Annotated in this window: 20 protein-coding genes and 1 pseudogene; 11 read left to right on the top strand and 10 right to left on the bottom strand. The window is 67.8% G+C overall.

The genetic code is table 11. The annotated features are described in order from the left end of the window. Window positions 1–22: 22 nt before the first annotated feature. The 3 genes from AB0H61_RS16950 (at window position 23) to AB0H61_RS16960 (ending at window position 4306) form a co-directional block, all read left to right on the top strand. Window positions 23–1816, top strand: coding sequence for a long-chain fatty acid--CoA ligase (locus tag AB0H61_RS16950; protein ID WP_357304895.1), 1794 nt, complete (start codon window positions 23–25; stop codon window positions 1814–1816). Window positions 1817–1945: 129 nt separating this feature from the next. After that, window positions 1946–3592, top strand: coding sequence for a molybdopterin-dependent oxidoreductase (locus tag AB0H61_RS16955; RefSeq protein WP_357304898.1), 1647 nt, complete (start codon window positions 1946–1948; stop codon window positions 3590–3592). Between the two features lie 90 nt (window positions 3593–3682). Beyond that, entirely contained in the window at window positions 3683–4306 is a 624-nt protein-coding gene (locus AB0H61_RS16960; protein WP_357304901.1) for a Uma2 family endonuclease, read from the top strand. 52 nt (window positions 4307–4358) lie between these two features. On the opposite strand, the gene AB0H61_RS16965 is transcribed toward AB0H61_RS16960, so the two are convergent. The 3 genes from AB0H61_RS16965 to AB0H61_RS16975 form a co-directional block, all read right to left on the bottom strand. Continuing rightward, complete coding sequence (locus AB0H61_RS16965) at window positions 4359–5840, bottom strand: DHA2 family efflux MFS transporter permease subunit (protein ID WP_357304903.1); 1482 nt, start codon at window positions 5838–5840, stop codon at window positions 4359–4361. An 85-nt stretch (window positions 5841–5925) separates the two neighbouring features. Then, a complete protein-coding gene (locus tag AB0H61_RS16970; RefSeq protein WP_357304905.1) occupies window positions 5926–6621 on the bottom strand; it encodes a PadR family transcriptional regulator in 696 nt (231 codons plus the stop codon). Between the two features lie 237 nt (window positions 6622–6858). After that, the gene (locus AB0H61_RS16975; protein WP_357304907.1) at window positions 6859–7731 is read right to left on the bottom strand and encodes a glycine betaine ABC transporter substrate-binding protein; all 873 of its coding nucleotides are present in this window, start codon (window positions 7729–7731) and stop codon (window positions 6859–6861) included. Window positions 7732–7985: 254 nt separating this feature from the next. Between AB0H61_RS16975 and AB0H61_RS16980 the strand changes: the two genes are divergently transcribed. The 5 genes from AB0H61_RS16980 (at window position 7986) to AB0H61_RS17000 (ending at window position 12115) form a co-directional block, all read left to right on the top strand. Next, window positions 7986–8870, top strand: coding sequence for an ABC transporter substrate-binding protein (locus AB0H61_RS16980; protein WP_357305218.1), 885 nt, complete (start codon window positions 7986–7988; stop codon window positions 8868–8870). A 12-nt stretch (window positions 8871–8882) separates the two neighbouring features. Further along, complete coding sequence (locus tag AB0H61_RS16985) at window positions 8883–10067, top strand: ATP-binding cassette domain-containing protein (protein WP_357304909.1); 1185 nt, start codon at window positions 8883–8885, stop codon at window positions 10065–10067. Window positions 10068–10122: 55 nt separating this feature from the next. Beyond that, window positions 10123–10791 (top strand): ABC transporter permease, encoded by a 669-nt coding sequence (locus tag AB0H61_RS16990; protein WP_357304912.1) that lies wholly within the window; start codon window positions 10123–10125, stop codon window positions 10789–10791. Beyond that, a complete protein-coding gene (locus AB0H61_RS16995) occupies window positions 10788–11534 on the top strand; it encodes an ABC transporter permease (RefSeq protein WP_357304915.1) in 747 nt (248 codons plus the stop codon). Before AB0H61_RS16990 ends, AB0H61_RS16995 begins: the two co-directional genes overlap by 4 nt. Before the next feature lie 164 nt (window positions 11535–11698). After that, window positions 11699–12115, top strand: coding sequence for a CBS domain-containing protein (locus AB0H61_RS17000; RefSeq protein ID WP_357304918.1), 417 nt, complete (start codon window positions 11699–11701; stop codon window positions 12113–12115). A 63-nt stretch (window positions 12116–12178) separates the two neighbouring features. Here the strand turns inward: AB0H61_RS17000 and AB0H61_RS17005 are convergent, their stop codons facing one another. From AB0H61_RS17005 to AB0H61_RS17020, 4 genes and pseudogenes are all read right to left on the bottom strand, one after another. After that, complete coding sequence (locus AB0H61_RS17005; RefSeq protein WP_357305220.1) at window positions 12179–13366, bottom strand: NADP-dependent malic enzyme; 1188 nt, start codon at window positions 13364–13366, stop codon at window positions 12179–12181. An 890-nt stretch (window positions 13367–14256) separates the two neighbouring features. Continuing rightward, window positions 14257–15765 (bottom strand): annotated as a pseudogene (locus AB0H61_RS17010) (FAD-binding protein); the annotation flags it as partial. Between the two features lie 51 nt (window positions 15766–15816). After that, window positions 15817–16035 carry a hypothetical protein gene (locus tag AB0H61_RS17015; RefSeq protein WP_357304920.1) on the bottom strand — a complete coding sequence of 73 codons (219 nt, stop codon included), beginning with the start codon at window positions 16033–16035 and terminating at the stop codon, window positions 15817–15819. A gap of 44 nt (window positions 16036–16079) precedes the next feature. After that, the gene (locus AB0H61_RS17020; protein ID WP_357304923.1) at window positions 16080–16934 is read right to left on the bottom strand and encodes a PHP domain-containing protein; all 855 of its coding nucleotides are present in this window, start codon (window positions 16932–16934) and stop codon (window positions 16080–16082) included. A gap of 125 nt (window positions 16935–17059) precedes the next feature. Here AB0H61_RS17020 and AB0H61_RS17025 point away from each other — a divergent pair, with 125 nt between their 5' ends. Then, window positions 17060–18127, top strand: coding sequence for a magnesium and cobalt transport protein CorA (locus AB0H61_RS17025; protein ID WP_357304926.1), 1068 nt, complete (start codon window positions 17060–17062; stop codon window positions 18125–18127). 21 nt (window positions 18128–18148) lie between these two features. On the opposite strand, the gene AB0H61_RS17030 is transcribed toward AB0H61_RS17025, so the two are convergent. The 3 genes from AB0H61_RS17030 to AB0H61_RS17040 are packed head-to-tail and all read right to left on the bottom strand — an operon-like array spanning window position 18149 to window position 20194. Further along, a complete protein-coding gene (locus AB0H61_RS17030; protein ID WP_357304928.1) occupies window positions 18149–18730 on the bottom strand; it encodes a suppressor of fused domain protein in 582 nt (193 codons plus the stop codon). 3 nt (window positions 18731–18733) lie between these two features. Further along, on the bottom strand, window positions 18734–19225 hold the full coding sequence (locus AB0H61_RS17035; RefSeq protein WP_357304930.1) for a general stress protein: 492 nt from the start codon (window positions 19223–19225) through the stop codon (window positions 18734–18736). Between the two features lie 12 nt (window positions 19226–19237). Further along, a complete protein-coding gene (locus AB0H61_RS17040; protein WP_357304933.1) occupies window positions 19238–20194 on the bottom strand; it encodes a CoA ester lyase in 957 nt (318 codons plus the stop codon). A 64-nt stretch (window positions 20195–20258) separates the two neighbouring features. On the opposite strand from AB0H61_RS17040, the gene AB0H61_RS17045 reads away from it, so the two are divergent. Beyond that, on the top strand, window positions 20259–21545 hold the full coding sequence (locus AB0H61_RS17045) for a CBS domain-containing protein (protein WP_357304936.1): 1287 nt from the start codon (window positions 20259–20261) through the stop codon (window positions 21543–21545). Then, a complete protein-coding gene (locus tag AB0H61_RS17050; protein WP_357304939.1) occupies window positions 21538–22128 on the top strand; it encodes a DUF1003 domain-containing protein in 591 nt (196 codons plus the stop codon). The genes AB0H61_RS17045 and AB0H61_RS17050 overlap by 8 nt, the downstream gene beginning before the upstream one ends. Window positions 22129–22195 lie beyond the last annotated feature (67 nt).

Genomic DNA, 22195 nt, shown 5'->3' on the forward strand with positions numbered 1-22195 from the left:
TAAACCACGTGGAAGGGCACTGATGCGCGAGTTCGAAGTCCCGGCTTCCTACACCATTCCGGAAGACGCGAACAATTCCGACAACGTCTTCCGACACGCGGAACAGTCGCCCAGCGCGGTGCTGTTCAACGTGCAGGACGGTAGCGGTGGCTGGAAGGATGTGACAGCCGCGGAGTTCGCAAAGACCGTCACCGGCGTTGCCAAGGGCCTCATCGCCGCGGGCATCGACTTCGGCGACCGCGTCGCGATCATGGCCCCCACCCGTTACGAGTGGGTCGTCCTCGACTTCGCCATCTGGGCCGCGGGCGGCTGCACCGTCGCGATCTACGACAGCTCCGCCGCCGAACAGGCCAAGTGGATCCTGCAGGACTCCGCCACCAAGCTGCTGGTCGTCGACGGCGATAAGCACCGCGCGACCATCGACGAGATCGAGGCGGGCGCGCTGCCCGAGCTGCGCGAAACCCTGCAGATCGACAAGGGCGCCATCGACCAGCTGATCGCCCGTGGCGCCGAGCTGGACGACCAGCTCGTGCACGACCGTCGCAAGCAGGTCAACGCGGCCTCGCCCGCCACCCTGATCTACACCTCCGGCACCACCGGACGCCCCAAGGGCGTCATGCTCTCGCACGCGAATCTCTACGCGGAGTCGAAGTCGGACCGGATCGCGCTCGGCAAGTACGTGACCGCGGGCAAGAAGACGCTGATGTTCCTGCCGCTGGCGCACGTCTTCGCCCGCGGCGTGACGCTGGCCGCGTTCGATGCCAAGGTGATGGTCGCGTTCAGCTCCGATTGGTCCACCCTGGTCGACCAGTTCGGCAGCTACCGCCCGCACTTCATCCTCGCGGTCCCGCGCGTCTTCGAGAAGGTGTTCAACAGCGCCAAGCAGAAGGCGCACGACGGCGGCAAGGGCAAGATCTTCGACGCCGCCGCGGATACCGCCATCGCGTGGAGCGAATCGATCGACAACGGCGGCCCCGGCCTGGTGCTCAAGCTCAAGCACGCGCTGTTCGACAAGCTCGTCTACAGCAAGCTGCGGGTCGCGCTGGGCGGCCAGTGCCAGGCAGCCGTCTCCGGCGGCGGTCCGCTCGGCGCGCGGCTCGGCCACTTCTTCCGCGGCGTCGGCGTCACCATCTACGAGGGCTACGGCCTGACCGAGACCACCGCCGCCATCACCGTGAACACCCCGGAGAACATCCGGGTCGGCTCGGTGGGCCGCCCCACCGAGGGCCACGCGGTCAAGATCGCCGAGGACGGCGAGCTGCTGCTGCGCGGCTCAGTCGTATTCAACGGCTACTGGGGCAATGCCGAGGCCACCGAGGAAGCCTTCGCGGACGGCTGGTTCAAGAGCGGTGACCTGGGCGCGGTGGACGCCGACGGCTACGTCACCATCACCGGCCGCAAGAAGGAAATCATCGTCACCGCGGGCGGCAAGAACGTCTCCCCCGCGCTGCTCGAGGATTCGCTGCGGGCGCACCCGCTGATCAGCCAGGTGATGGTGGTCGGCGACGGCCAGCCCTTCGTCGGCGCGCTGATCACCCTCGACCCGGAGGCACTGCCGGGCTGGAAGGAACGCAACGGCCTGCCCGCCGACACCGCGATCGAGAAGCTGATCGAGAACCCTGCGCTGATCGCCGAGGTCGATGCCGCGGTCGCCGAGACCAATAAGAAGGTCTCGCACGCCGAGGCCATCAAGAAGATCCGCATCCTCGCGGTCGACTGGACCCAGGAGACCGGCGAGCTCACCCCGAAGATGTCGCTCAAGCGCGCCGTCGTGATGAAGCAGTACGCCACCGAGGTGGAGAAGATCTACAGCTAGGAGCTCGCTCCCCGGCCCGAAGGCGCTGTTCGCGAACACATCGCGGACAGCGCCTTCGTCGTGGTGCCGGGACCTCCGCGTCAGCAAATGGTCACATTCGACGGTCTCACCCGGCAGTAGGCTCGACCCATGGCTGAACTGCGGTTTCGGGTGGTGGCTGGGATCGTCTCGGCCGGATTGGCGCTCGGAGTCGCCGAGGTGCTCGCGGCGTTCATCGGTGCCGACTCCGCACCGCTGCACACCCTGGGTGCGACCGTGGTCGATTACACGCCCGACGGGCTGCGGGAATGGGCGATCAAGACATTCGGCACCGACGACAAAGCGGTGCTGTATGCCTGTATGACGGTGGTGGCCATCGTCGTCGCGGGAGTCGCCGGGGCCGTGGAGCGCACCACGCGCGCGGCGGGATCCGCCGTGCTGACGGTATTCGGTGTGGTCGCGGCCGTCATCGCGGCCGGACGCGGCGGCCTGCCCGGGGCGCTGCCCACCGTGATCGGGGTCGGCGTCGGGATATCCGCGTTGCGCCTGCTGACCGCGCGCATCGACGCCGTGGCGACCGCGACGGAATCCGCGGCCGCCGAATCCGGTGCGACCCACTCGGTCCGAGATTCGGCCTCCGGAAGCACTACCCGCGCAATACCATTCGACGGCGCTTCCGCCCCGCGGGGTGCCGAGGCGGTATCGCCGCCCGCTTACCAGCAGGTCGCGCCGGAACGCAGGCAGGTATTGCGTGGCCTCGTCGTCACCGGTGGACTCGCGCTCGCCGCCGGAATCACGGGGCGGGTGATCGGGGCGCGACGGGCCGATGTTTCCGGCGAACGGGCGGCGGTGCTGCTGCCGCAGCCGAGCGGACCACCGATCTCACTCGCTCCGGAGGCGGATCTGCGGGTACCGGGGCTGACGCCGTATCTCACCGCCAATGCCGATTTCTATCGGATCGATACGGCGCTGATCGTGCCGCAGGTGTCGATCGAGGATTGGTCGCTGCGCATCCACGGCATGGTGGATCGCGAAATCCGGCTCAGCTGGGCCGATCTCGCGAATCGGCAGGCGGTGGAGCGGCTGGTGACGCTGGCCTGCGTCTCGAATCCGGTGGGTGGGGATCTGATCGGTAATGCGCTGTGGCGCGGGTACCGGCTCGACGAACTGCTCGCGGAGGCGGGCCCGCATCGGGATGCCGATATGGTGCTCTCGCACAGCAAGGACGGCTGGACCGCGGGCAGTCCGCTCGAGGTACTCACCGACGGCCGCGACGCCCTACTCGCCATCGGCATGAACGGCGAGCCGCTGCCGGTCTCGCATGGCTACCCGGCACGGCTGGTCGTCCCCGGCCTCTACGGCTATGTCTCCGCGACCAAGTGGGTGACCGAACTCGAGGTCACCCGCTTCGACCGCGCCACCGCCTACTGGACCCGCCGCGGCTGGTCGGCCCGCGGCCCGATCAAAACCGGCACCCGCATCGACACCCCGCGCGCCCGCGGCCGAACCACGCAGGGCCGCACCGCCATCGCGGGCGTCGCATGGGCTCAACATCGCGGCATCCGCTCCGTCGAAGTACAGATCGACAACGGTGATTGGCAACCCGCTCGCCTGTCCACCGAACAATCCATCGATACCTGGCGCCAGTGGGTCTACGACTGGACCGCCACCCCCGGCCAGCACACCATCCGCGCCCGCGCCACCGACGGCACCGGCGAAACCCAAACGGACCGATACCGCGACGTCATCCCCGACGGCGCCACCGGCTATCCCTCCGTCACAGTTCACGTGACCTGACCCGCGCCCAATACTCCAGCACGATTTCGATCCGCTGGATCGACGATAGGATCTGTGCAGGTAAATGGTGCCCAATCCCAAGGAGCGCATATGTCGGCCATCTTCGAGTGGGCTCGATCCGACAACTTGCAGCCGGAGCCGGTCACCGTGGAGATCTGGAGGAAGCTGCCCGAAGACTACTGCCGCCAGGTAGAGGTCGTGAACGGGGAGGTGATTCGGGCCGAGTCACCGCAACACGTGCATCAGAAGGCCGCGCGCCGCATTGCCGAACTCGTCGAATCAGCCGCCCGAACCCACGTGAGCCGCTATGGAGGCTGCCTCGACGTGGAACTCGACTTCGATGTGGTGCTCTGGGAGTTTCCACGAACAACCATCCGAAGGCCGGACGCAGCTTTGATCGACTGCGCCCCGAACCACCTGCGCCCGCTGCCTGCCTCGCTTGTCAAGATCGCCATCGAAGTCGTGTCGCCCGGAAGCGAAAAGGTCGACATCGCCGAAAAAAAGACGGAATACGCTGTAGCTGGAATCCCGTGGTACTGGCTGGTTTGGGTGGCCGACAACCGAGTCGACACCATTGAGATCCACGTCCTCGACCACGTTCTCGGCCAGTACCGTCAGCACTGCACCCTCCGGCCGAGCGGCAACGAAACGACGATCAACGTGCCGATTCACGTCGAACTGGACTGGAAGTATCTCTCCGACCTGGTCCTCTGATGTGGTTGTGCCCCGCGCACAGCAACCGTTCGCGGGGCGCTGCCGCCTCGGATCAAGCAGCCAGGGTGTCGGCCTTCGCCGGTTCGTCCTGCGGACCGGCCGTGCCGGATCGGCCGTGGCGGATGAACAGGGCCGAGGCGATGACGCCGATGACGAGGATGCCCGCGGGCAGCAACATCGACTCGGACAGTGCGGAACTGAAGGGGTCCTTGATGAACTCCGGGATCGCGCCCTGGCCCGCGCCGCCCTCGGCGACCTTGCCGCCACCGAGTCCGTTGGCGGTCATGCGGGCGGCGATGAGGGCGCTGATCGCCGCGCTGCCGAGTACCGAACCGACCTGGCGGGTGGTGTTGTAGACGCCCGCACCCGCGCCCGCCAGCTGCACCGGCAGGTTGTGGGTGGCGGTCGAAGCGAGCGGCGCCCAGATACAGGCGTTCGCGAAACCGGCCAGCCCCGCCGCGATCAGGAACCACACCATTGACGAATCCGGCGTCATCACGCTCGCGAACCAGAAGCCCGAGGCGGCGAAAAGGGTGAAGCCGATGGTGGGCACCAGCCTCGGGTGCAGCTTGTCGGAGAATTTGCCGATGACCGGGGCGAAGACACCGGTCACGATCGCCATCGGCGCAAAGACCAGCGCCGATCTGGTCGGCGACATCTCCCGCACCGCCTGCAGGTAGAAGTAGGCCGGCACCATCAGCGAGGTGACGGCCGCACCCATCGCGGCGATCGCGACACTCGACAGCGCGAAATTGCGGTCCTTGAACAGTGTCAGCGGCAGCAGCGGCTCACCCGAATTGCGCGCCTGGTTCACCACGAAGACCACCAACACCGCCAGACCCGCGCCGATCATCAGCCAGATGCGCGGTGACCAGTCGTAGGCGTTGCCTTCCTGGATGCCGAAGACCAGCAGGAACAGGCCGATACCGCTGAGCACGACGCCAGGGATGTCGAACTTGTGCTCATGCGTGGGCAGCGCGGGCACCAGCCACATCGCCAGCGCGAAGGCGACAATACCGACGGGGACGTTCACAAAGAAGATCCACTCCCAGCCCAGTCCGTCGACCAGCACGCCGCCCAGGATCGGGCCGACCAGCGTGGCCAGCCCGGCGACACCGCCCCACAGGCCCATGGCCGCGCCGCGCCTATCCGGCGGGAAGGTGCGGGTGATCACCGCCATGGTCTGCGGGGTCATCAGCGCGGCGCCGAGACCCTGCACCCCACGCGCCGCGATCAGCATCTCGACGCTGCCGGACAGACCGCACCACAGCGAGGCGCCCGTGAAGACGGCCAGACCGACGAGGTAAATGTTCTTGGGGCCGAACCGATCTCCGAGCCTGCCGGTGACCAGCAGCGGAACCGCATAGGTCAGCAGGTAGGCGCTGGTCACCCAGATCACCTGGGAAATGTCGGCCTGCAGATCCGTCATGATCGCCGGGTTGGCGACCGCGACGATCGTCATATCCAACAGGATCATGAAGAAGCCGACGACCAGCGCGAATAGCGCGAGCCACGGATTACGTTGAGTGGACAAGGGCTTCGTTCCTATCTCGGAAAGCTGTTGCGGATGACGAAGGTCGCGAGGGCGCGCACCGTATGCGCGGGTCTGCTCGCGGGGATCACATCAGGGGCGGCGGGGTAAAGGCCGCGGAACGTCGTGGCACGGGCGGCGACTCGGCGTGGCCGACGTCGCCCCAGGGATGTTCGGGCCCCGCGACCCGGACTCCGGTGACCGGATCGAACCGCTCCCACTCCAGCGCGCCGCTCTCCAGCTCCGCGAGAAAGCCCGTGACCCAGTCGCTTTCGGCGCCGATCGTGGCGCGCAGATAGGACAGGACGATCCAATAGCGCCGCGGCACCAGGTGCGCGGTCGCCCACTCGATCATCCGATCCAGGTCCGCGATATCGGATTCCAGATGTCCCAAGCGTTCGCGCAGCAGGGCCAGCACATCGTCGACGGGTAGGTTGTGCGCCTCCGCCAGCGCCACCGGAAACATCGGGTATTCGGCGGCCGGAAATCGCATGACCTCGGCGATTCTCGCGCGCAACGCCAGGTGGCCGCGTTCGGTGATCCGGTAGGTGGTGCGCTCGGGCCGATTACCGGCCCGATCGACCCCCTCGGCCCGCACCAGTTCCTGGTCGGCCAGCCGCGCCACCGTGTGATAGAGCGATCCCGGCCGCACCTTGACCAGAATGTCCTCGCCGCGTCCGACCATCGTCTGATACATCTCGTACGGATGCATGGGCCGCTCCTCGAGCAGCGCTAGCACGGCCACCGCGAGTGCGGTCACCGAAGGACGCGCCTGCTGTCCCATCTGCGCCACCTCCCCGTGTCGAGAATGCGCTCTACGCGCGCCGAGCCGCCGAAGCCGCTCATCCGGCCGGGGTCCGACTTGCTCCGGCACCAAATACTCCACACGGAATATACGGTCCGGAATATTTGGGCAGCAAGCCTTCGCCCTTGGCCGAATCTGTGATCGACGACACGTGAATGATGGCTGCGCGCAGCCGAACAGGACGCCGCAGCCCGAACGGATGGTAGAGCCGGGCGACTACAGTGCGTGCGCGTCCAGCCAGACGCGCGCCGTCTCCGCGGGTGGGGTCCCCTCGCGAACCTTCTGGATCAGCGCGACCAACTCGTCGGTGGTCAGCTCCCCCGCCACGTAATTCAGCTTCCGGACGCGTCGATCGTCGAGCACACCCTTGCGGAACACCGGCAGCACATTCTCCGCGGGCAGGGCGTAGTCCTCATCCGAGACCACCGTCAGCCCGTCGGCTGTCTCGGGCGTCGGGGCGAGCGGCCCGGAGAGCACCCCGGCCTGGATCCCGCCGTCCAGCAACGCCTTCCGCAGGGCCGGGGGGTCGGGCAGCGGCAGCGTCCTAGCGAATCCGCAGCCGACGATCGAGACCGGCGCGGTCGGCAGCAGACCGGGAACCGGCGCGAGGCCCGCCTCGAATGCCGCACAGTGCGGCGCCAATTCCGCGATGGTTCGCACATTCTCACGTACCGCGAACTCGGTCGGCAGCAGTACCCGCGGACGCAGGTCGGTGCCGTCGGCCGGATCGGCGACCACCCATCCCTCGGGCAGCGCTCGATTCAGTGCCTCGGTCACCTGCGCCGGGGTGCGCGCTGTGGCGCCGGAGTCGAGAAAGGCGAGCAGTGCACCGCTGTGCTCACCGACCAGTGCCACCCGGCCGTCGTCGAGCGCGGCCAGATAGTCGGCTCGATTCCCCAGCCGCGGCAGCACCGAGACGCGCAATCCGGTGCGGGCCAGCGCACCCGCGTAGATCTCGGCCAGCACCCCCGACTCCACCGAATCGCCCGCACCAATCACGAAGGACGGATCCGCCTCGTCACTCCCGCAGGAGACGGTCACGGCCGCGGCCGTGACCACCAGAAACCGAGCCAGCATCCGCCTTGTCACGGCCAGCACCATCCGGCGACACCAACTCTCCGAAGTCGACAGAGCCGACAGAAAGGCTCAGTAGCGGGCAGTATGGACAACCAGAATGTACCGGTGGCCGTTGCGACCCGGCCGCCCGCACCGCCCGCCCCGCCGGAAGGACCTCCGTGAAATCCACCTTCACCCCCGATGCCGCCCGGCACGGGCGCTCGGCGCTGCGCCTGGCACTGCGCGCCACCCGTTTCCTCGTCGCAGCCACGGCGCTGGCCGCGGCCATGATCCTGTCCGCGTGCGGCAACTCGGATCCCTTGGCGGGCACCGGCAGTTGCGAGGGCGACGCCCTGACCGTCGGCTCAGCGAATTTCCCGGAGTCCGAGACGGTCGCCAATATCTACGCGGAAGTGTTGCGCATCAACGGCTTCCAGGTCGACACCCGGATGAATATCGGCAGCCGCGAAGCCTATATCCCGGCGCTGCGCCAGTGCGCGATCTCGGTGATCCCGGAGTACACGGGCAACCTGCTGCAGTATCTGGACAAGAACGCGACCGCGACCACCCCGGCCGATGTCGATGCCGCGCTCACCACCGCACTCGGTTCCGATCTCGCCGTCGGCACCCCCGCGCCCGGCCAGGATTCCGACGCGGTCGTGGTCACCAAGGCCACCGCCGACCGCTGGAACCTGCGCACCATCGCCGATCTGGCCGCGCATTCGGCCGAGGTGAAATTCGGTGCGCCCGCGGAGTTCCAGGAACGCGCGGGCGGCCTGCCTGGCCTGAAGAAGAACTACAACCTCGATATCGCCGCGAACAACTTCGTGCCCATCGCCGACGGCGGCGGCCCCGCCACCGTGCGCGCGCTGGTCGACGGGCAGGTGACCGCGGCCGATATCTTCACCACCTCCCCCGCCATCGCGCAGCACAACCTGGTAGTGCTGGAAGATCCCAAGCACAACTTCCCGGCCCAGAACCTCGTCCCGCTGTTCAACGCGGCCAAGAGGTCGGATAAGGCGCTCGCGGCACTGAATGCCGTCTCCGCCAAGCTGACCACCGACGAGCTGCTCGTGTTGAACGAGGCCGTCTCCGGAAGCAGCAAGACCGAGCCCAAGGCCGCGGCGGTGGCGTGGATCAACGCCCACGGGCTGAACGCTCCGATCGGATAAGGAGAAAACTCGTTGTCCGACATCGAGTTCCGTGGCATCAGCAAGATCTATCCGGACGGCACACCTGCCGTCGCCGAACTCGATCTGCGCATCGAATCAGGCTCGTTCACCGTATTCGTCGGCCCGTCGGGCTGCGGCAAGACCACCTCGATGCGGATGATCAACCGGATGATCACGCCCAGCTCCGGCACCATCACCGTGGGCGGCGTGGATATTTCGACGATGAACCCGGTCGCGCTGCGGCTCGGCATCGGCTATGTGATCCAGAGCGCCGGACTGCTGCCGCACCGTACCGTCATCGACAATGTCGCGACCGTGCCGGTGCTACAGGGGGTCCGCCGTCGCGCCGCCAGGGCGGCCGCACTCGAGGTGCTGGACCGGGTCGGTTTGGATCGCGCACTGGCCCACCGCTATCCGGCGCAACTCTCCGGTGGCCAACAGCAGCGGGTCGGCGTGGCCAGGGCACTGGCCGCGGACCCGCCGGTGCTGCTGATGGACGAACCCTTCAGTGCCGTCGATCCGGTGGTGCGCGAGGAGTTGCAGGCCGAAATGCTGCGGCTGCAGGGCGAATTGCGCAAGACAATCGTCTTCGTCACCCACGACATCGACGAGGCGGTCAAACTGGGCGACCGGATCGCGGTTTTCGGACCCGGCGGCGTACTACAACAGCACGACCAGCCGCAGCGAGTATTGGCCTCTCCGGCAACGGATTTCGTTGCCGGATTCGTCGGCCGCGATCGCGGCTATCGCGCGCTGTCGTTCCGCTACGCGGACACGTTGACACTGCACGAGATTCACACCGCGACCGAACCGGAACTGGCCGGGCTGCGGTTGGACCGCGGCGAATGGGTGCTGGTGGTCACCGATTCCGGGATGCCGCGCGGATGGATCGACGTCACCGGCGTCGAAGGGATCCGCTCCGGACGCCCGCTGATGGACAGCATCGCGGCGGGCGGCTCGCTGTTCCCGCCGGACGGCGACCTCCGCCAGGCACTCGACGCGGCGATCTCCTCCCCCTCCGGAATCGGTGTGGCGGTGGATGATTCGGGCGCGGTGCGCGGCGGCATCCACGGACCCGAGGTGCTCGAACAGCTCGCCGACCAGCGCACGATGGAGGACGACGCACGCAACCGGCATTTCTTCGAGACCGGGAATGCCGAGCGCAGGCAGACCGTGCCGGATCAGGAGATGTCGTGACCCGGACGGCCCGAGATCCGGTAGCACGGCGCGCGACGGCGTGGCGGAGGCGCGCATGAGGTATCTGATCGACAACTTCTCCGAGATCATGGGGTTCACCGAAACCCACCTGTACCTGGCCTTGATTCCGCTCGCCCTCGGGCTGGTGATCGCCGTTCCGGTCGGCGCGCTGGTCCGCCGGGTGGCGTGGCTGCGTCGGGTCACCGTGACGGTCTCCAGCCTGGCCTACACAGTGCCGTCGCTCGCGCTGTTCGTGATCATCCCTCCGCTGGTGGGGATTTCGACGATCGATCCGCTGAATGTGATCATCGCGCTCACCGTCTATTCGACGGCGCTGCTGGTGATCGCCGTGCCCACCGCACTGGATTCGGTGCCCGCCGGCGTTATCGACGCCGCCGACGCGGTCGGCTACGGGTCGCTGCGCCGCACCCTGACCGTCGATATGCCGCTGGCCGTGCCCGTTTTCGTATCCAGCCTGCGTGTGGTGGTGGTCACCAATATCGCCATGGTCTCGGTCGGCGCGCTGATCGGCGTCGGCGGCTTGGGCAAACTGTTCACCCAGGGCTATCAGCGCGACTACCCGGACGAGATCATCGCGGGCATCATCGTGACGTTGGCACTGGCGCTGATCTTCGACCGGCTCGTGTACGCGCTCGGCCGCTGGGCAACCCCGTGGACGCGCGCCGACGCCAGGTCCGCGAAGGCGAAAGGCGCTGGCGCATGAACCTTTTCATCGACGCCTGGCACTATCTGACCGACGGCGCGAACTGGGGCGGCCCGGCGGGCATCGAAACCCGTATCGCGCAACACCTCTGGTACAGCTTCCTCGCCATCGCCGCCTCGGTAGTCGTCGCGGTGCCGCTCGGCCTGATCATCGGCCACACCAAACGCGGTTCCGCACTGCTCGTCGGCGTCGCCAACGCCATGCGCGCCCTACCGACCCTCGGCCTGCTCACCTTCCTGGTGCTGCTACTCGGCCTCGGCCTGATCCCGCCGCTGCTGGCCCTGGTCACCGTGGGTATCCCGCCGCTGCTTGCGGGCGCCTACGCGGGGATCGCGAACGTCCCGGCCGACGTGGTGGACGCCTCCCGCGCCATGGGTATGACCGAATCCCGGATCCTGTTCCGCGTCGAGGTCCCCAACGCCATGCCGATCCTGCTCACCGGCCTGCGCGGGGCAACCCTGCAGGTCGTGGCGACGGCCACCATCGCCGCCTACGTCAACCTGGGCGGCCTCGGCCGCTACATCTTCGACGGCATCGGCCTCTACCGCTACGACCGCGTTCTCGTCGGCGCCCTGCTGGTGGCCGCACTCGCCATGGCGCTCGACGGCCTGCTCGCCTTCGCAGTCTGGGCCAGCGCTCCCGGCACCGGCCGCCTGCGCCGCACCAAGCCGCTGCCGCTCACCCCCGCGGGAATCCTGCGGGATCGACCGGCCCCAGCAACCACAGAGCACACTACGCATTGACCATTGCTGTGATGTGGGCCACGATGTGACGAGGCCGTAGGAGTCGTCGTCACCCGTGGACGCTCGGCGCACTTGTGACAACACGTGTCGAGTCCTGCGAACACCTCGAGTCCTGCGGGATCACTCGCCCGAGACCAGGAGGTTCTGCCGTGAACAGTCGCTCCATGAAGGCGCGCGACATCATGCACGAGAGTGCGGAGTGGATCCCGGCCGACGAGACGCTGGACCGAGCCGCGCAGGTGATGCGCAGGCTCGATGTCGGCGCCCTGCCGATCGGCAACGACGACCGGCTGGTCGGCATGCTGACCGACCGCGACATTGTCGTGAAATGCGTTGCGATGGGACATGATCCGAGTCGGGTCCGAGCCGGTGACCTGGCTCAGGGCACGCCGCGCTGGGTATACGACGACGCCGAGGTGCGCGATGTACTCGACCTGATGGAGGGTGAGCAGATCAAGCGAATCCCCGTGATCGACCGCAATAAGCGACTGGTGGGCATGATCTGCGAATCCGATATCGCCAAGAACCTCAGCGACACCGAGATCGCCCACTTCGTCTCGGCGGTCTCCGTACCGCACTGACCCCGCACGCGAAACGGGGCCGCCCACCGAGGGTGAGCGGCCCCGTTCTCGACATCGGTACTACTAGACGACGCCCTCCGCGCGCGCCGCGGCCGCCACGGCCTCGGCGACGGCCGGGGCGACACGGGGGTCCAGCGGGCTGGGGACGATCTTCTCCGGGCCGAGCTCGTCGGCGACCACGCTGAGAATGGCGTCGGCGGCGGCGATCTTCATACCCTCGGTGATGCGGCGCGCACCCGCATCGAGCGCACCCTTGAAGACACCGGGGAACGCGAGCACGTTATTGATCTGGTTCGGGAAGTCGCTGCGGCCGGTGGCCACGATCGAGGCGTACTTGCGCGCCACCTCGGGGTGGATCTCCGGGTCCGGGTTGGACATGGCGAACACGATCGACTCCGGGGCCATCGAGGCGATGAGCTCCTCGGCGATCAGGCCGGCCGACAGACCGAGGAACACATCCGCGCCCGCCAGCGCCTCGGCCGCACCGCCGTTCAGGCCACGCGGATTGGTGCGCTGCGCCAGTTCGGCTTTCACCTCGTTGAGGTCGCCGCGCTCCCGGCTGACGATGCCCTTCGAGTCGAGCACGGTCACATCGGACACACCCGCGGCAAGCAGGATATTGGTGCAGGCGACGCCCGCCGCGCCGGCACCGGACACCACGACCTTCAGTCCGTCGATGCCGCGACCCTGCACCCTGGCCGCGCCGTTCAGGGCGGCGAGCACCACGATGGCGGTGCCGTGCTGATCGTCGTGCATGACCGGGCAGTCCAGCGCCTCGATGACCCGCTTCTCGATCTCGAAGCAGCGCGGCGCGGAGATGTCCTCCAGGTTGACCGCGCCGAAGCTCGGACGCAGGCGGATCAGGGTCTCGACGATCTCGTCGACGTCCTTGGTGTCCAGCACGATCGGGATCGAGTTCAGCCCGGCGAACTTCTTGAACAGCGCCGCCTTGCCCTCCATCACCGGCAGCGAGGCGCGCGGGCCGATGTCACCGAGGCCGAGCACCGCGGTGCCGTCGCTGACGACGACAACCAAACGGTCGGTCCAGGTGTACTGCTTGCACAACGACTCGTCCTGCGCGATAGCCCGGCTGACCTGAGCGACGCCCGGGGTGTAGGCGATCGAGAGGTCGCGCTGGGTCTCCAACGGCGCTGACAGTTCGACCGAGAGCTTGCCGCCGAGATGACCCGCGAAAATCTCTTCCTGGGTGATTTCGGAAAGGGAGGCAGTGGCATTCGGTGCGTCAGTCACAGGTGACACGATTTCACTCCTGCTCGGGTCGGGCTAAACCGGGGGACGGTTACCACCGGGTAATAGGTACTAGGTGATTCATATCGCTCATCGAGTGCGCTGACCGGCACGTTTCGGGTCCGGCTCGGGTTGTCGGGAACCCGGCGGCCGATGTCGAAATCGTGCGCGGCACTGATCCGCAGAAGGGGATGGCGGTCGGCGAGCCGATGAAGCGGATGAGCACTGCGGGAGCCGGAGGGTGGTCCGGACGGAACGTGCGGGGCGATCCTCGGGTGCGACGGTGCGTCGCGCTGCGGGGGTCGTCGTGCTTCCCGTACCCGGCGGTGGCGAAGGTGGGGAATCCGCAACATTCTGCCAGCCGTTCCGGCGACTTGCCAAACCGGTGTGTCGTATCCCGGTTTCGCGCCATATTCCGAGGGTAAGGCCACGGAATTACCCCCAGGTTAGCGGAAACTCGCCCTCCGGAGATTGGTGATTGTGAGAGAGCGCAGCGGGCGGGACGGGACACGGTGAGCATCCGTGACCGGCGGGCGGCATCGGGACCGGACATCCCGTCACAGCGGCAGCGGATCCGCACTCCGGTGATTCGACGCACCCGTGTCTGTCCGGACGGTCGTCTCCGCTATTGTTTCGGCCGTTTCGGTCACCGGTGAGCGCGCGACCGGCACGACATCGACCGAGTGGGAGGCCGGTCCGTGCGCGGCGAGCACCGACTCTTGCCCCGCGAGGGTACGTCCGGCCGCGTCGAGCGTCGAATCCGCCCCGTTCCTGGTCCTGGGCGGGACCGCGAGTATCGATTCCTGTCCGGCCGATGTACGCCCGGATGGAACCAGCTCCGGTTCAGCGGCGGCGTGGGCGAGGAGGCCCCCGGCCACGGGGTGCGCTAGCGCCCGGACCCAGACGCCATCAAGCCCGCCTGACACCAATCGCACCCGCCAGTCGTCGGCCGCCCCCGGATGGTCGGTGCGCCGATGCATACCCCGGCTCTCGGTGCGCGCCAGCGCACTGTGCTTGGTCCACCGCGCCACCGCGAGCAGCGCAGCGGCCTGCCTGGCCCGTAGCCGGTCCGCCCCGATGCCGCCGAGCAGTGATTCGGCGCCCGGCCACATCCCGTCCAGTTCGGCGATGCTGTCGCGCAGACTGCCCGCACTGCGCCAGTAGCTGCGGCGCAGCGGCAGCGTGTGTTCCTGCACGAGTCCGATCACCGCGCGGGGGTCGAGCCGCGCGCGGTCGTGCAGCCCGGCGCCCGGCACCGGCCGCGCCACGTCCGGAATGCCCCGGGTGCGCGTGAAGTGCGCGGCGCCCGCGCCCGCCCACACCCCCGAGGCGATGGCCCAGGCTCCGCCCTGCCCGCCGAATCCGCTCACCGCACCGGTGATCGGTTCCCGGGTGGTGGCGTCGCCAGCGCCGAAGAGCCCGGCCACGGTGGTCGCGCAATCCGCTCCGGTGATCCGCAGCCCACCGGTGCCGCGCACCGTGCCCTCCAGCACCGCGCGCAACGGCACCCGCCGGGCGCGATCCACCAGGCCCTGACGCGACAGCCAGATCCGTACGGCCTCGGGCACCTCATCGATCGCCGCGTAAATCCGGTGGCCGTCGGCGATCGCCGCGAAGGCCGCCGACCGGTGTCCCGAGATGACCGCACCGGATTCGTCGTAGAGCGTCGCGAAGTGCAGGGCCAGCCCGGGCGCGAAACTCGAATGCGTCGCGGTCGAGGGTGAGCTCAGCACCGGCGCCAGGCCGTAGGCGCTGGAGAACTCCATACCGGACAGTTCGGCGCCCGCCTCGACGGCCAGCAGCAAACCGTCACCGGTATCCACGTCGGTGCCCGCGCCACCGGAGAGGAAGGCGCAGCCGCCGGTCGCGACGACCACGGCCCCCGCCCGCACGGTCCATGGCCGGAACCGGTTGTGCCGTTGCACCCCGGTCGCCCCCGCGACCACGCCGTCCCGGTCGGTGAGCAATTGCAGCGCCGGATGGTGGTCGAGTATCCGCACGCCGGATTCCAGCAGGCGACGGCGCATCCGGCGCAGGTAACTCGCCCCGTCCAGGCAGACCCGCAGCGCGCCGCCGCCGTTCGGGCCGTCGCCAGGGAACCGGTAACCCCAGTTCGCCAACTGTTCGACGCGCCGATGCGTTTCGTCGAGCACCCGATACATCCAGTCCGGGTCGCCGAGGTATCCGCCGTGCGCGTAGCCGCGCTGCACCGCCTCGTCCCTGGCCGCTCCCGGCGGGATGTTCCAGAGCGAGGTCATGCCGAACGCCGTCGGTCCGCTGGTACCGCACCGCCCCTTGTCGACCAGCACCACGCGCACCCCCGTGGCGGCGGCCGAGACGGCGGCCCAGGCACCGGCGGGACCACCGCCGAGAACGAGGACGTCCGTCTCGATTTCCGTCACAAAGAGAAATGTTCGACCACAATTCACCCGCCCGCAACTAGTACGGGAAGATCAACTCCACCACTGTGTCCAAAGCAATAATCCGGCCACCATAAAAACGACCATCGATCCGGAAAAAGCGGCAAAACCCCGATGTCTATCCGAAAAAACCTGTGCGGCAATGACGGTCGCGGAGGCCGCCACATGCCAGGCGATGGATTCTCCGCCCGGACCCGGAAATCCGCGCCGCCCGCCGATGAACGCGGTACCGACGACGACAAGGGTGAGCACGAACGTCCCCGCGGCCGCCACCCCGCTGAGCCCACGCACCACTCTCACGCGACGATCACGGGCACGCCGGTGGCCTTACCCGCAAGCTCCTCGAATTGCGCTGGGTCGGTGGTGAATTCACCGAGCCGGATGGTCTTGTTGGCGCCGTGGTAGTCCGATGAGCCGGTCATGAGCAGCCCGAGTTCGTCGGCGAGCTCGGTCAGTACGGCCCGGTCCGCGGCCGAGTGATCGGGGTGCGCGATCTCGAGCCCGCCCAGGCCGAGCGTGGCCAGCTCGCGAATGTCGTCCAGAGCCAGCAGCCTGCCGCGCTTACGGGCTCTGGTATGCGCCAGCACACTCACCCCGCCCGCGGTCGCGATCATCTCCACGGCCCGGCGCAGCGGCGTATCGGCCTTCTCGGCGTAATACGGGCCGTGCGGCGCAAGCAGTTCCGCGAAGGCCGCGTCCACGCTCGGCACCACGCCCGCCTCGACCAGGGCGCGGGCCAGGTGCGGCCGCCCCGCCGACGGCCCGGCCGAGGCGAGCACCGCCTCTGGATCGATCGGCAGGCCATCGGCGCGCATCCGCTCCGCCATCGCACGCAACCGCTCGACCCGCTCCGCCCGCAACCGCTCCCGTTCCTCGGCGAAGCACCGATCGGCCGGGTCGAACAGATAGGCCAACAGGTGCACCGGGACCGGCCAGCCGTCCTCGCCGAGACCGACGCAGGACATCTCCATGCCGCGCACCAGGGTCAAACCCTTCGGTAGCGCATCCACCGCCTCGCCCCACCCCGAGGTGGTGTCGTGATCGGTGATCGCGACGACATCCAAGCCGGCCGCGGCCGCGTTTCGCACGAGTTCGGCCGGGGTGTCGGTACCGTCGGAGGCGGTCGAATGGGTATGCAGGTCGATGCGCACGCCTTCAGTCTTACAGTGCGTGATCCTCGGTGGGTGCGGTCAGGCCCCGCCCACAGGGCCACGGCGGTCCCGCTGCGGTCGCGCGGATACGGCATGGACCAACCGCCCGACGTAGCATCGGCGATGTGCCATCCATGCCCTCGTTCCGCGGTTCGGGTCGAACAGCGCGGCCGCGGCCGCGCATTCCGGTCCCGACCGCGCGGGCCATCGTCGATTGCGGCGTCTACGTCCAGGGCAAGCGGCTGCCGGGACTCTTCACCCACAAGGACGCGCTGGCCGAGGTGCGCAACCGGGGCGAGGGCTTCGTGTGGGTCGGCCTGCACGACCCGGACGAGATCCAGATGGCCGATATCGCGGAGACATTCGAGTTGCACGTGCTCGCGGCCGAGGACGCGGTCAAGGCGCATCAGCGGCCGAAGCTGGAGCGCTACGACGACACCCTGGTGCTGGTGATGCGAACGGTGGCCTATGTCCCCCACGAATTGCACAGTGTCAGCGAGATCGTCGAGACCGGCGAGATCATGGTGTTCGCGGCGCCCGACTTCGTGGTGACGGTCCGGCACGGCGAGCACTCCGGATTGGCCTCGGTGCGTAAGCAACTCGAGGCCGAATCGGCGATGCTGATGTACGGCACCGGCGCGGTGCTGCACGCGATCGCCGATTATGTGGTGGATTCCTATATCGACGTGGCGGCATCGGTCGAGCTCGATATCGATGCCATGGAGGAAGAGGTCTTCACCCCGCGCAGTCAGGTCGCCATCGAGTCGATCTACCAGCTCAAGCGCGAAGTGGTCGAGCTGCGCCGGGCGGTGAATCCGCTCGCGATCCCGCTGCAGTCGCTCGGGAACAAGCCGGACCTGCCGCTGCCCAAGGAGATTCGGCGCTATATGCGCGATGTGGCCGACCACCACACCGGCGTCGCCGAGCGCATCACCGATTTCGACAGTGCGCTCAGCGCGTTGATCAGCGCCGCACTGGCCAAGATCGGGGTGCAGCAGAACACCGATATGCGCAAGATTTCGGCGTGGGTCGCGATCGCCGCGGTGCCGACGATGATCGCCGGTATCTACGGCATGAACTTCGACCATATGCCCGAGCTGCGATGGACCTTCGGGTATCCGCTCGTCTGGATCGTTATATTGACGATCTGCGGCACGCTGTTCACGCTGTTCCGTCGCAACAAATGGCTCTGAACCCGCGACCGCGGGATGGGCCTACAGCGAGGCCGCACCCCGGGCCGGATCGTGTACGTCGATCCCGGCTTCGGCCCAGGCATCGCGTAGCGCCTGCGCACCGCGCACCCGCACCCACGCCGCCTCGGTCCCGGTCACCGGGGTCACCGTCAGATACCGCACCGGGTCCGCGGGCTCGGGCAGCACCACCTCGGGAATATCGCTGTCGCTCAACAGCACCGCGGTGAACGGCGAATTCACCCACATCGGCTCACCCAGATCGAGTAGCGCATCGGCTTGCAGCACAACGCCTTCCACCGCGGGCGCGGCCACCAGCACACCCAGCGCCCTGACCAGTCCGGACGCCGCACCCGTCCCGGAACGCAGGGTGAGCACCAGCTCCGCGCGCGGCCCGCGCACCGGATCCGCCATCAGATCACCGGGATCGCCCATCGGGTGACGCGATCCGCCGAGCGTCACGTAGTGCACCAGATCGCCGTCCACGATGCGCAGGATCTCGATGGGCTCCAGCCCGAGGAAGGTCACCGACGCCGAATCGACGCCCGACGCGTCCACACCGAAATGGTCCAGCACACCGGTGCGGACCTTATCAACGACATCCATATGTCAGATCGCCAGCCGTGCCAGCATGTCGCGCGCCTGCTCCGCCGACTTCGGATCGCACAGTACGTCGTAGCGACCGGCCACCAACTGCATGGTGGAGGCGAAATCACGCTGTCCTTTGGTCGCCGCGTACGGGATCGTGGTGGTGATCACGCCGAAGATAACGCCGCCGACCAGGCCGACCAGCAGCGGACCGAACGCACCGCCGGTCGTGAACAGGCTCAGCAGCAGACCGAGGAACAGGCCGAGCCAGGCGCCGCTCACCACGCCGCCGCCGATGACCTTGCCCCAGGTCAGCCGGTAGAGCACGCGTTCGACCTGCATCAGGTCCACGCCAACGATCGTCACGTCCTGCACCGGGAACTGATTGTCGGCCAGATAGTCGACGGCCTTCTGGGCCTCGGCGTAGGTCGGGTAGGAGCCCACCGGCCAGCCCGACGGCGGGGTCGGCAGACCCTGTCGCGCGCGGTTCGGGTTCCCCAAGGGATTCGTCATATCTCTATTCTGCTATTCCGGCCGAGTTTCCGGTGGTGTGAAACGCGTGGTGCGCGTCATTCGCGCGGCCCTGCCTTTATCGGCGATCACCTGCGCCATCTTCGCACTGGCCTCATCGATCATCTCGTCGCCGAGCATCACCGCGCCGCGCGCACCGCCCGCCGCCGACGTGTGGAAGGCGTAGGCGTCCAGAATCTCCTCGGCGCGATCGTAATCCGCCTGGCGCGGGCTGAAAATCTCGTTCGCCGCATCGATCTGGCCGGGGTGCAGCACCCATTTGCCGTCGTATCCGAGCGCGGCGGTGCGGGCGGCGGCGCGCTTGAAACCGTCCACATCCCGGATCTGCAGATACGGGCCGTCGATCGCTTGCAGACCGTGCGCGCGGGCGGCGAGCAGGATGGTCATCAGAATGTGGTGGTAGGCGTCGCCGGTGTCGTAACCCTCGGGCTGTTCGCCCACCACCAGGGTGCGCATATTGATGCTGGCCATGAAATCGGCGGGCCCGAAGACCAGCGCCTGCACCCGCGGACTCGCCGTGGCGATGGCGTCGATATTGCGCAGCCCGATGGCGTTCTCCAGCTGCGGCTCGATGCCGATCCGGCCGACCTCGAGGCCGTTGGCCTTCTCCAGCTGGGTGAGCAGTAGATCCAGGGCCCGCACCTGACCGGCGTCGGTGACCTTGGGCAGCAGGATCGCGTCGAGCGCCGCGCCCGCCCCCTCGACCACCGCGATGACATCGGCGTAGGTCCATTCGGTGGTCCAGTCGTTCACCCGCACCACCCGCAGCTGATCGCCCCACCCCGATTCATTCAGCGCCGCAACGATATTCGCACGCGCCTCGGCCTTGGCGACCGGCGCCACCGCATCCTCGAGATCGAGAAACACCTCGTCGACGGGCAGACCCTTGGCCTTCTGGATCATCTTCTGGCTGCTGCCGGGGCAGGCGAGCACCGAACGGCGCGGCTTCATGAACAACTCCTGTCCTCCGTGGCGTGGCAAGGACACCCGCCCGCGAACCTCTAGCCTGGCAGCCATGGCAGCAACCAGGGTTTACGTCGCCAGGCTGGCCGGCCTGGTGGTGCTGGGACCGGACGGCGAGTCTATCGGCCGCATCCGCGACGTCGTCGTGGCCATCCGGTATGACCGCCAGCAACCCCGCGTTCACGGCCTCGTCGTCGAACTGCCCAGCAGGCGTCGCATTTTCGTGCCGATGCTACGGGTGACCGCGGTCGAACCCGGGGTGGTCACGCTCAATACCGGCACGGTGAGCCTGCGCCGGTTCGCACAACGGCCCGGCGAACTGCTGGCACTCGCGCAGATCGTGGATTCCGCCGTCCGTGTCGACGATCCGGATCTGCCCGCTCTGGCCGGGGTGGACGTCTTCGTGGTGGATTTGGGGATCGAGCAGACCCGCACCCGCGATTGGCGGGTCTCCCGGGTGGCGGTGCGCGGGCATCGGCGCATCGGCCGCAGGCGCACCGTGCACGTGGTGGACTGGACCCGGGTCACCGGGCTGACCCCCTATGAGATCGGCAGACCGGGCCAGGACGTGACCCAGCTGCTGGAACAGTTCGAGGGCCTGCGTCCCGCCGATGTCGCACATCAGCTCCGCGAGCTGCCGGAGAAACGCCGGATCGAGGTCGCCCTGGCCCTCGACGACGAACGCCTGGCCGATGTGGTGCAGGAGCTGCCCGACGACGATCAGGTCGACCTGCTCGGGCACCTCGAGGTCCACCGGGCCGCCGACGTACTCGAGGCGATGGATCCCGACGATGCCGCCGACCTGCTCGGCGAGCTGTCCACGGGAGAGCGGGAATCGCTACTCGCGCTGATGGATCCGGAGGAATCCGAACCGGTGCGCAGGCTGCTCCAGCACTCCCCCGATACCGCGGGCGGTCTGATGACCACGAAGCCGGTGATCCTGACGCCCGCCACCACGGTCGCCGAGGCGCTGGCCAGGGTGCGCAATCCGGACCTGACGCCCGCGCTCGCCTCCATGGTCTTCGTGGTGCGCCCGCCGACCGCCACCCCGACCGGCCGATACCTGGGCTGCGTCCATATCCAGCAACTATTGCGCGAACCACCGGCGCACCTGATCGGCGGGATCATCGACAGCGATCTCGCGCCGCTGCGCCCCGACGCCCCGCTGGGCACCGTGACCCGCTACTTCGCCACCTACAACCTGGTATGCGGGCCGGTGGTGGATACGGAGAATCATCTGCTCGGCGCGGTCAGCGTCGACGACGTGCTCGACCACCTGCTGCCCGAGGATTGGCGCGAGCAGAACGAGGCAGACGAGGGGGTCGCCGGACATGAGTGAGAAGAGTCCGGCGCGGCAGCGGCTGGAGATGCCGGTCGAATCGCGCTTCCGATTGGACTGGGACGCAGAGGCATTGGCCCGCAGCAGCGAAAGGGTGGCCCGATTCCTCGGTACCGGGCGGTATTTGGCGATGCAGACCATCGTCGTCATCGTCTGGATCCTCATCAATGTCTTCGTTGTGACATTGCGCTGGGACCCGTATCCGTTCATTCTGTTGAATCTGGCGTTTTCCACCCAGGCGGCCTACGCGGCGCCGCTGATCCTGTTGGCGCAGAACCGGCAGGACAACCGCGACCGGGTGGCGTTGGAGGAGGACCGGACGCGGGCGGCACAAACCAAGGCGGACACCGAGTTTCTGGCCCGCGAACTGGCGGCACTGCGAATCGCGGTCGGCGAGGTGGCCACTCGTGACTACCTGCGCCGCGAACTGGAGGAGATGCGAGAGGTATTGGACCGAATCGAGGCCGCCGGATCCGCGGATCGCGCGCTTCCCACCGACACGGCCCCAAAGGCGCGCCGCAAGAAAAGCTCCGGTCCGAAGCAGTCGCCGGGGCCCATTCCGCCACCAGTTGTTGATCAATGACCGGAAATGCTCAATTACTTCCTGACCGATGGGTAACCTGGACAACGTTGTCCCGAGCAGGCCGGGC

It is taken from the genome of Nocardia sp. NPDC050710 (assembly GCF_040654375.1).
GTDB lineage: Bacteria > Actinomycetota > Actinomycetes > Mycobacteriales > Mycobacteriaceae > Nocardia.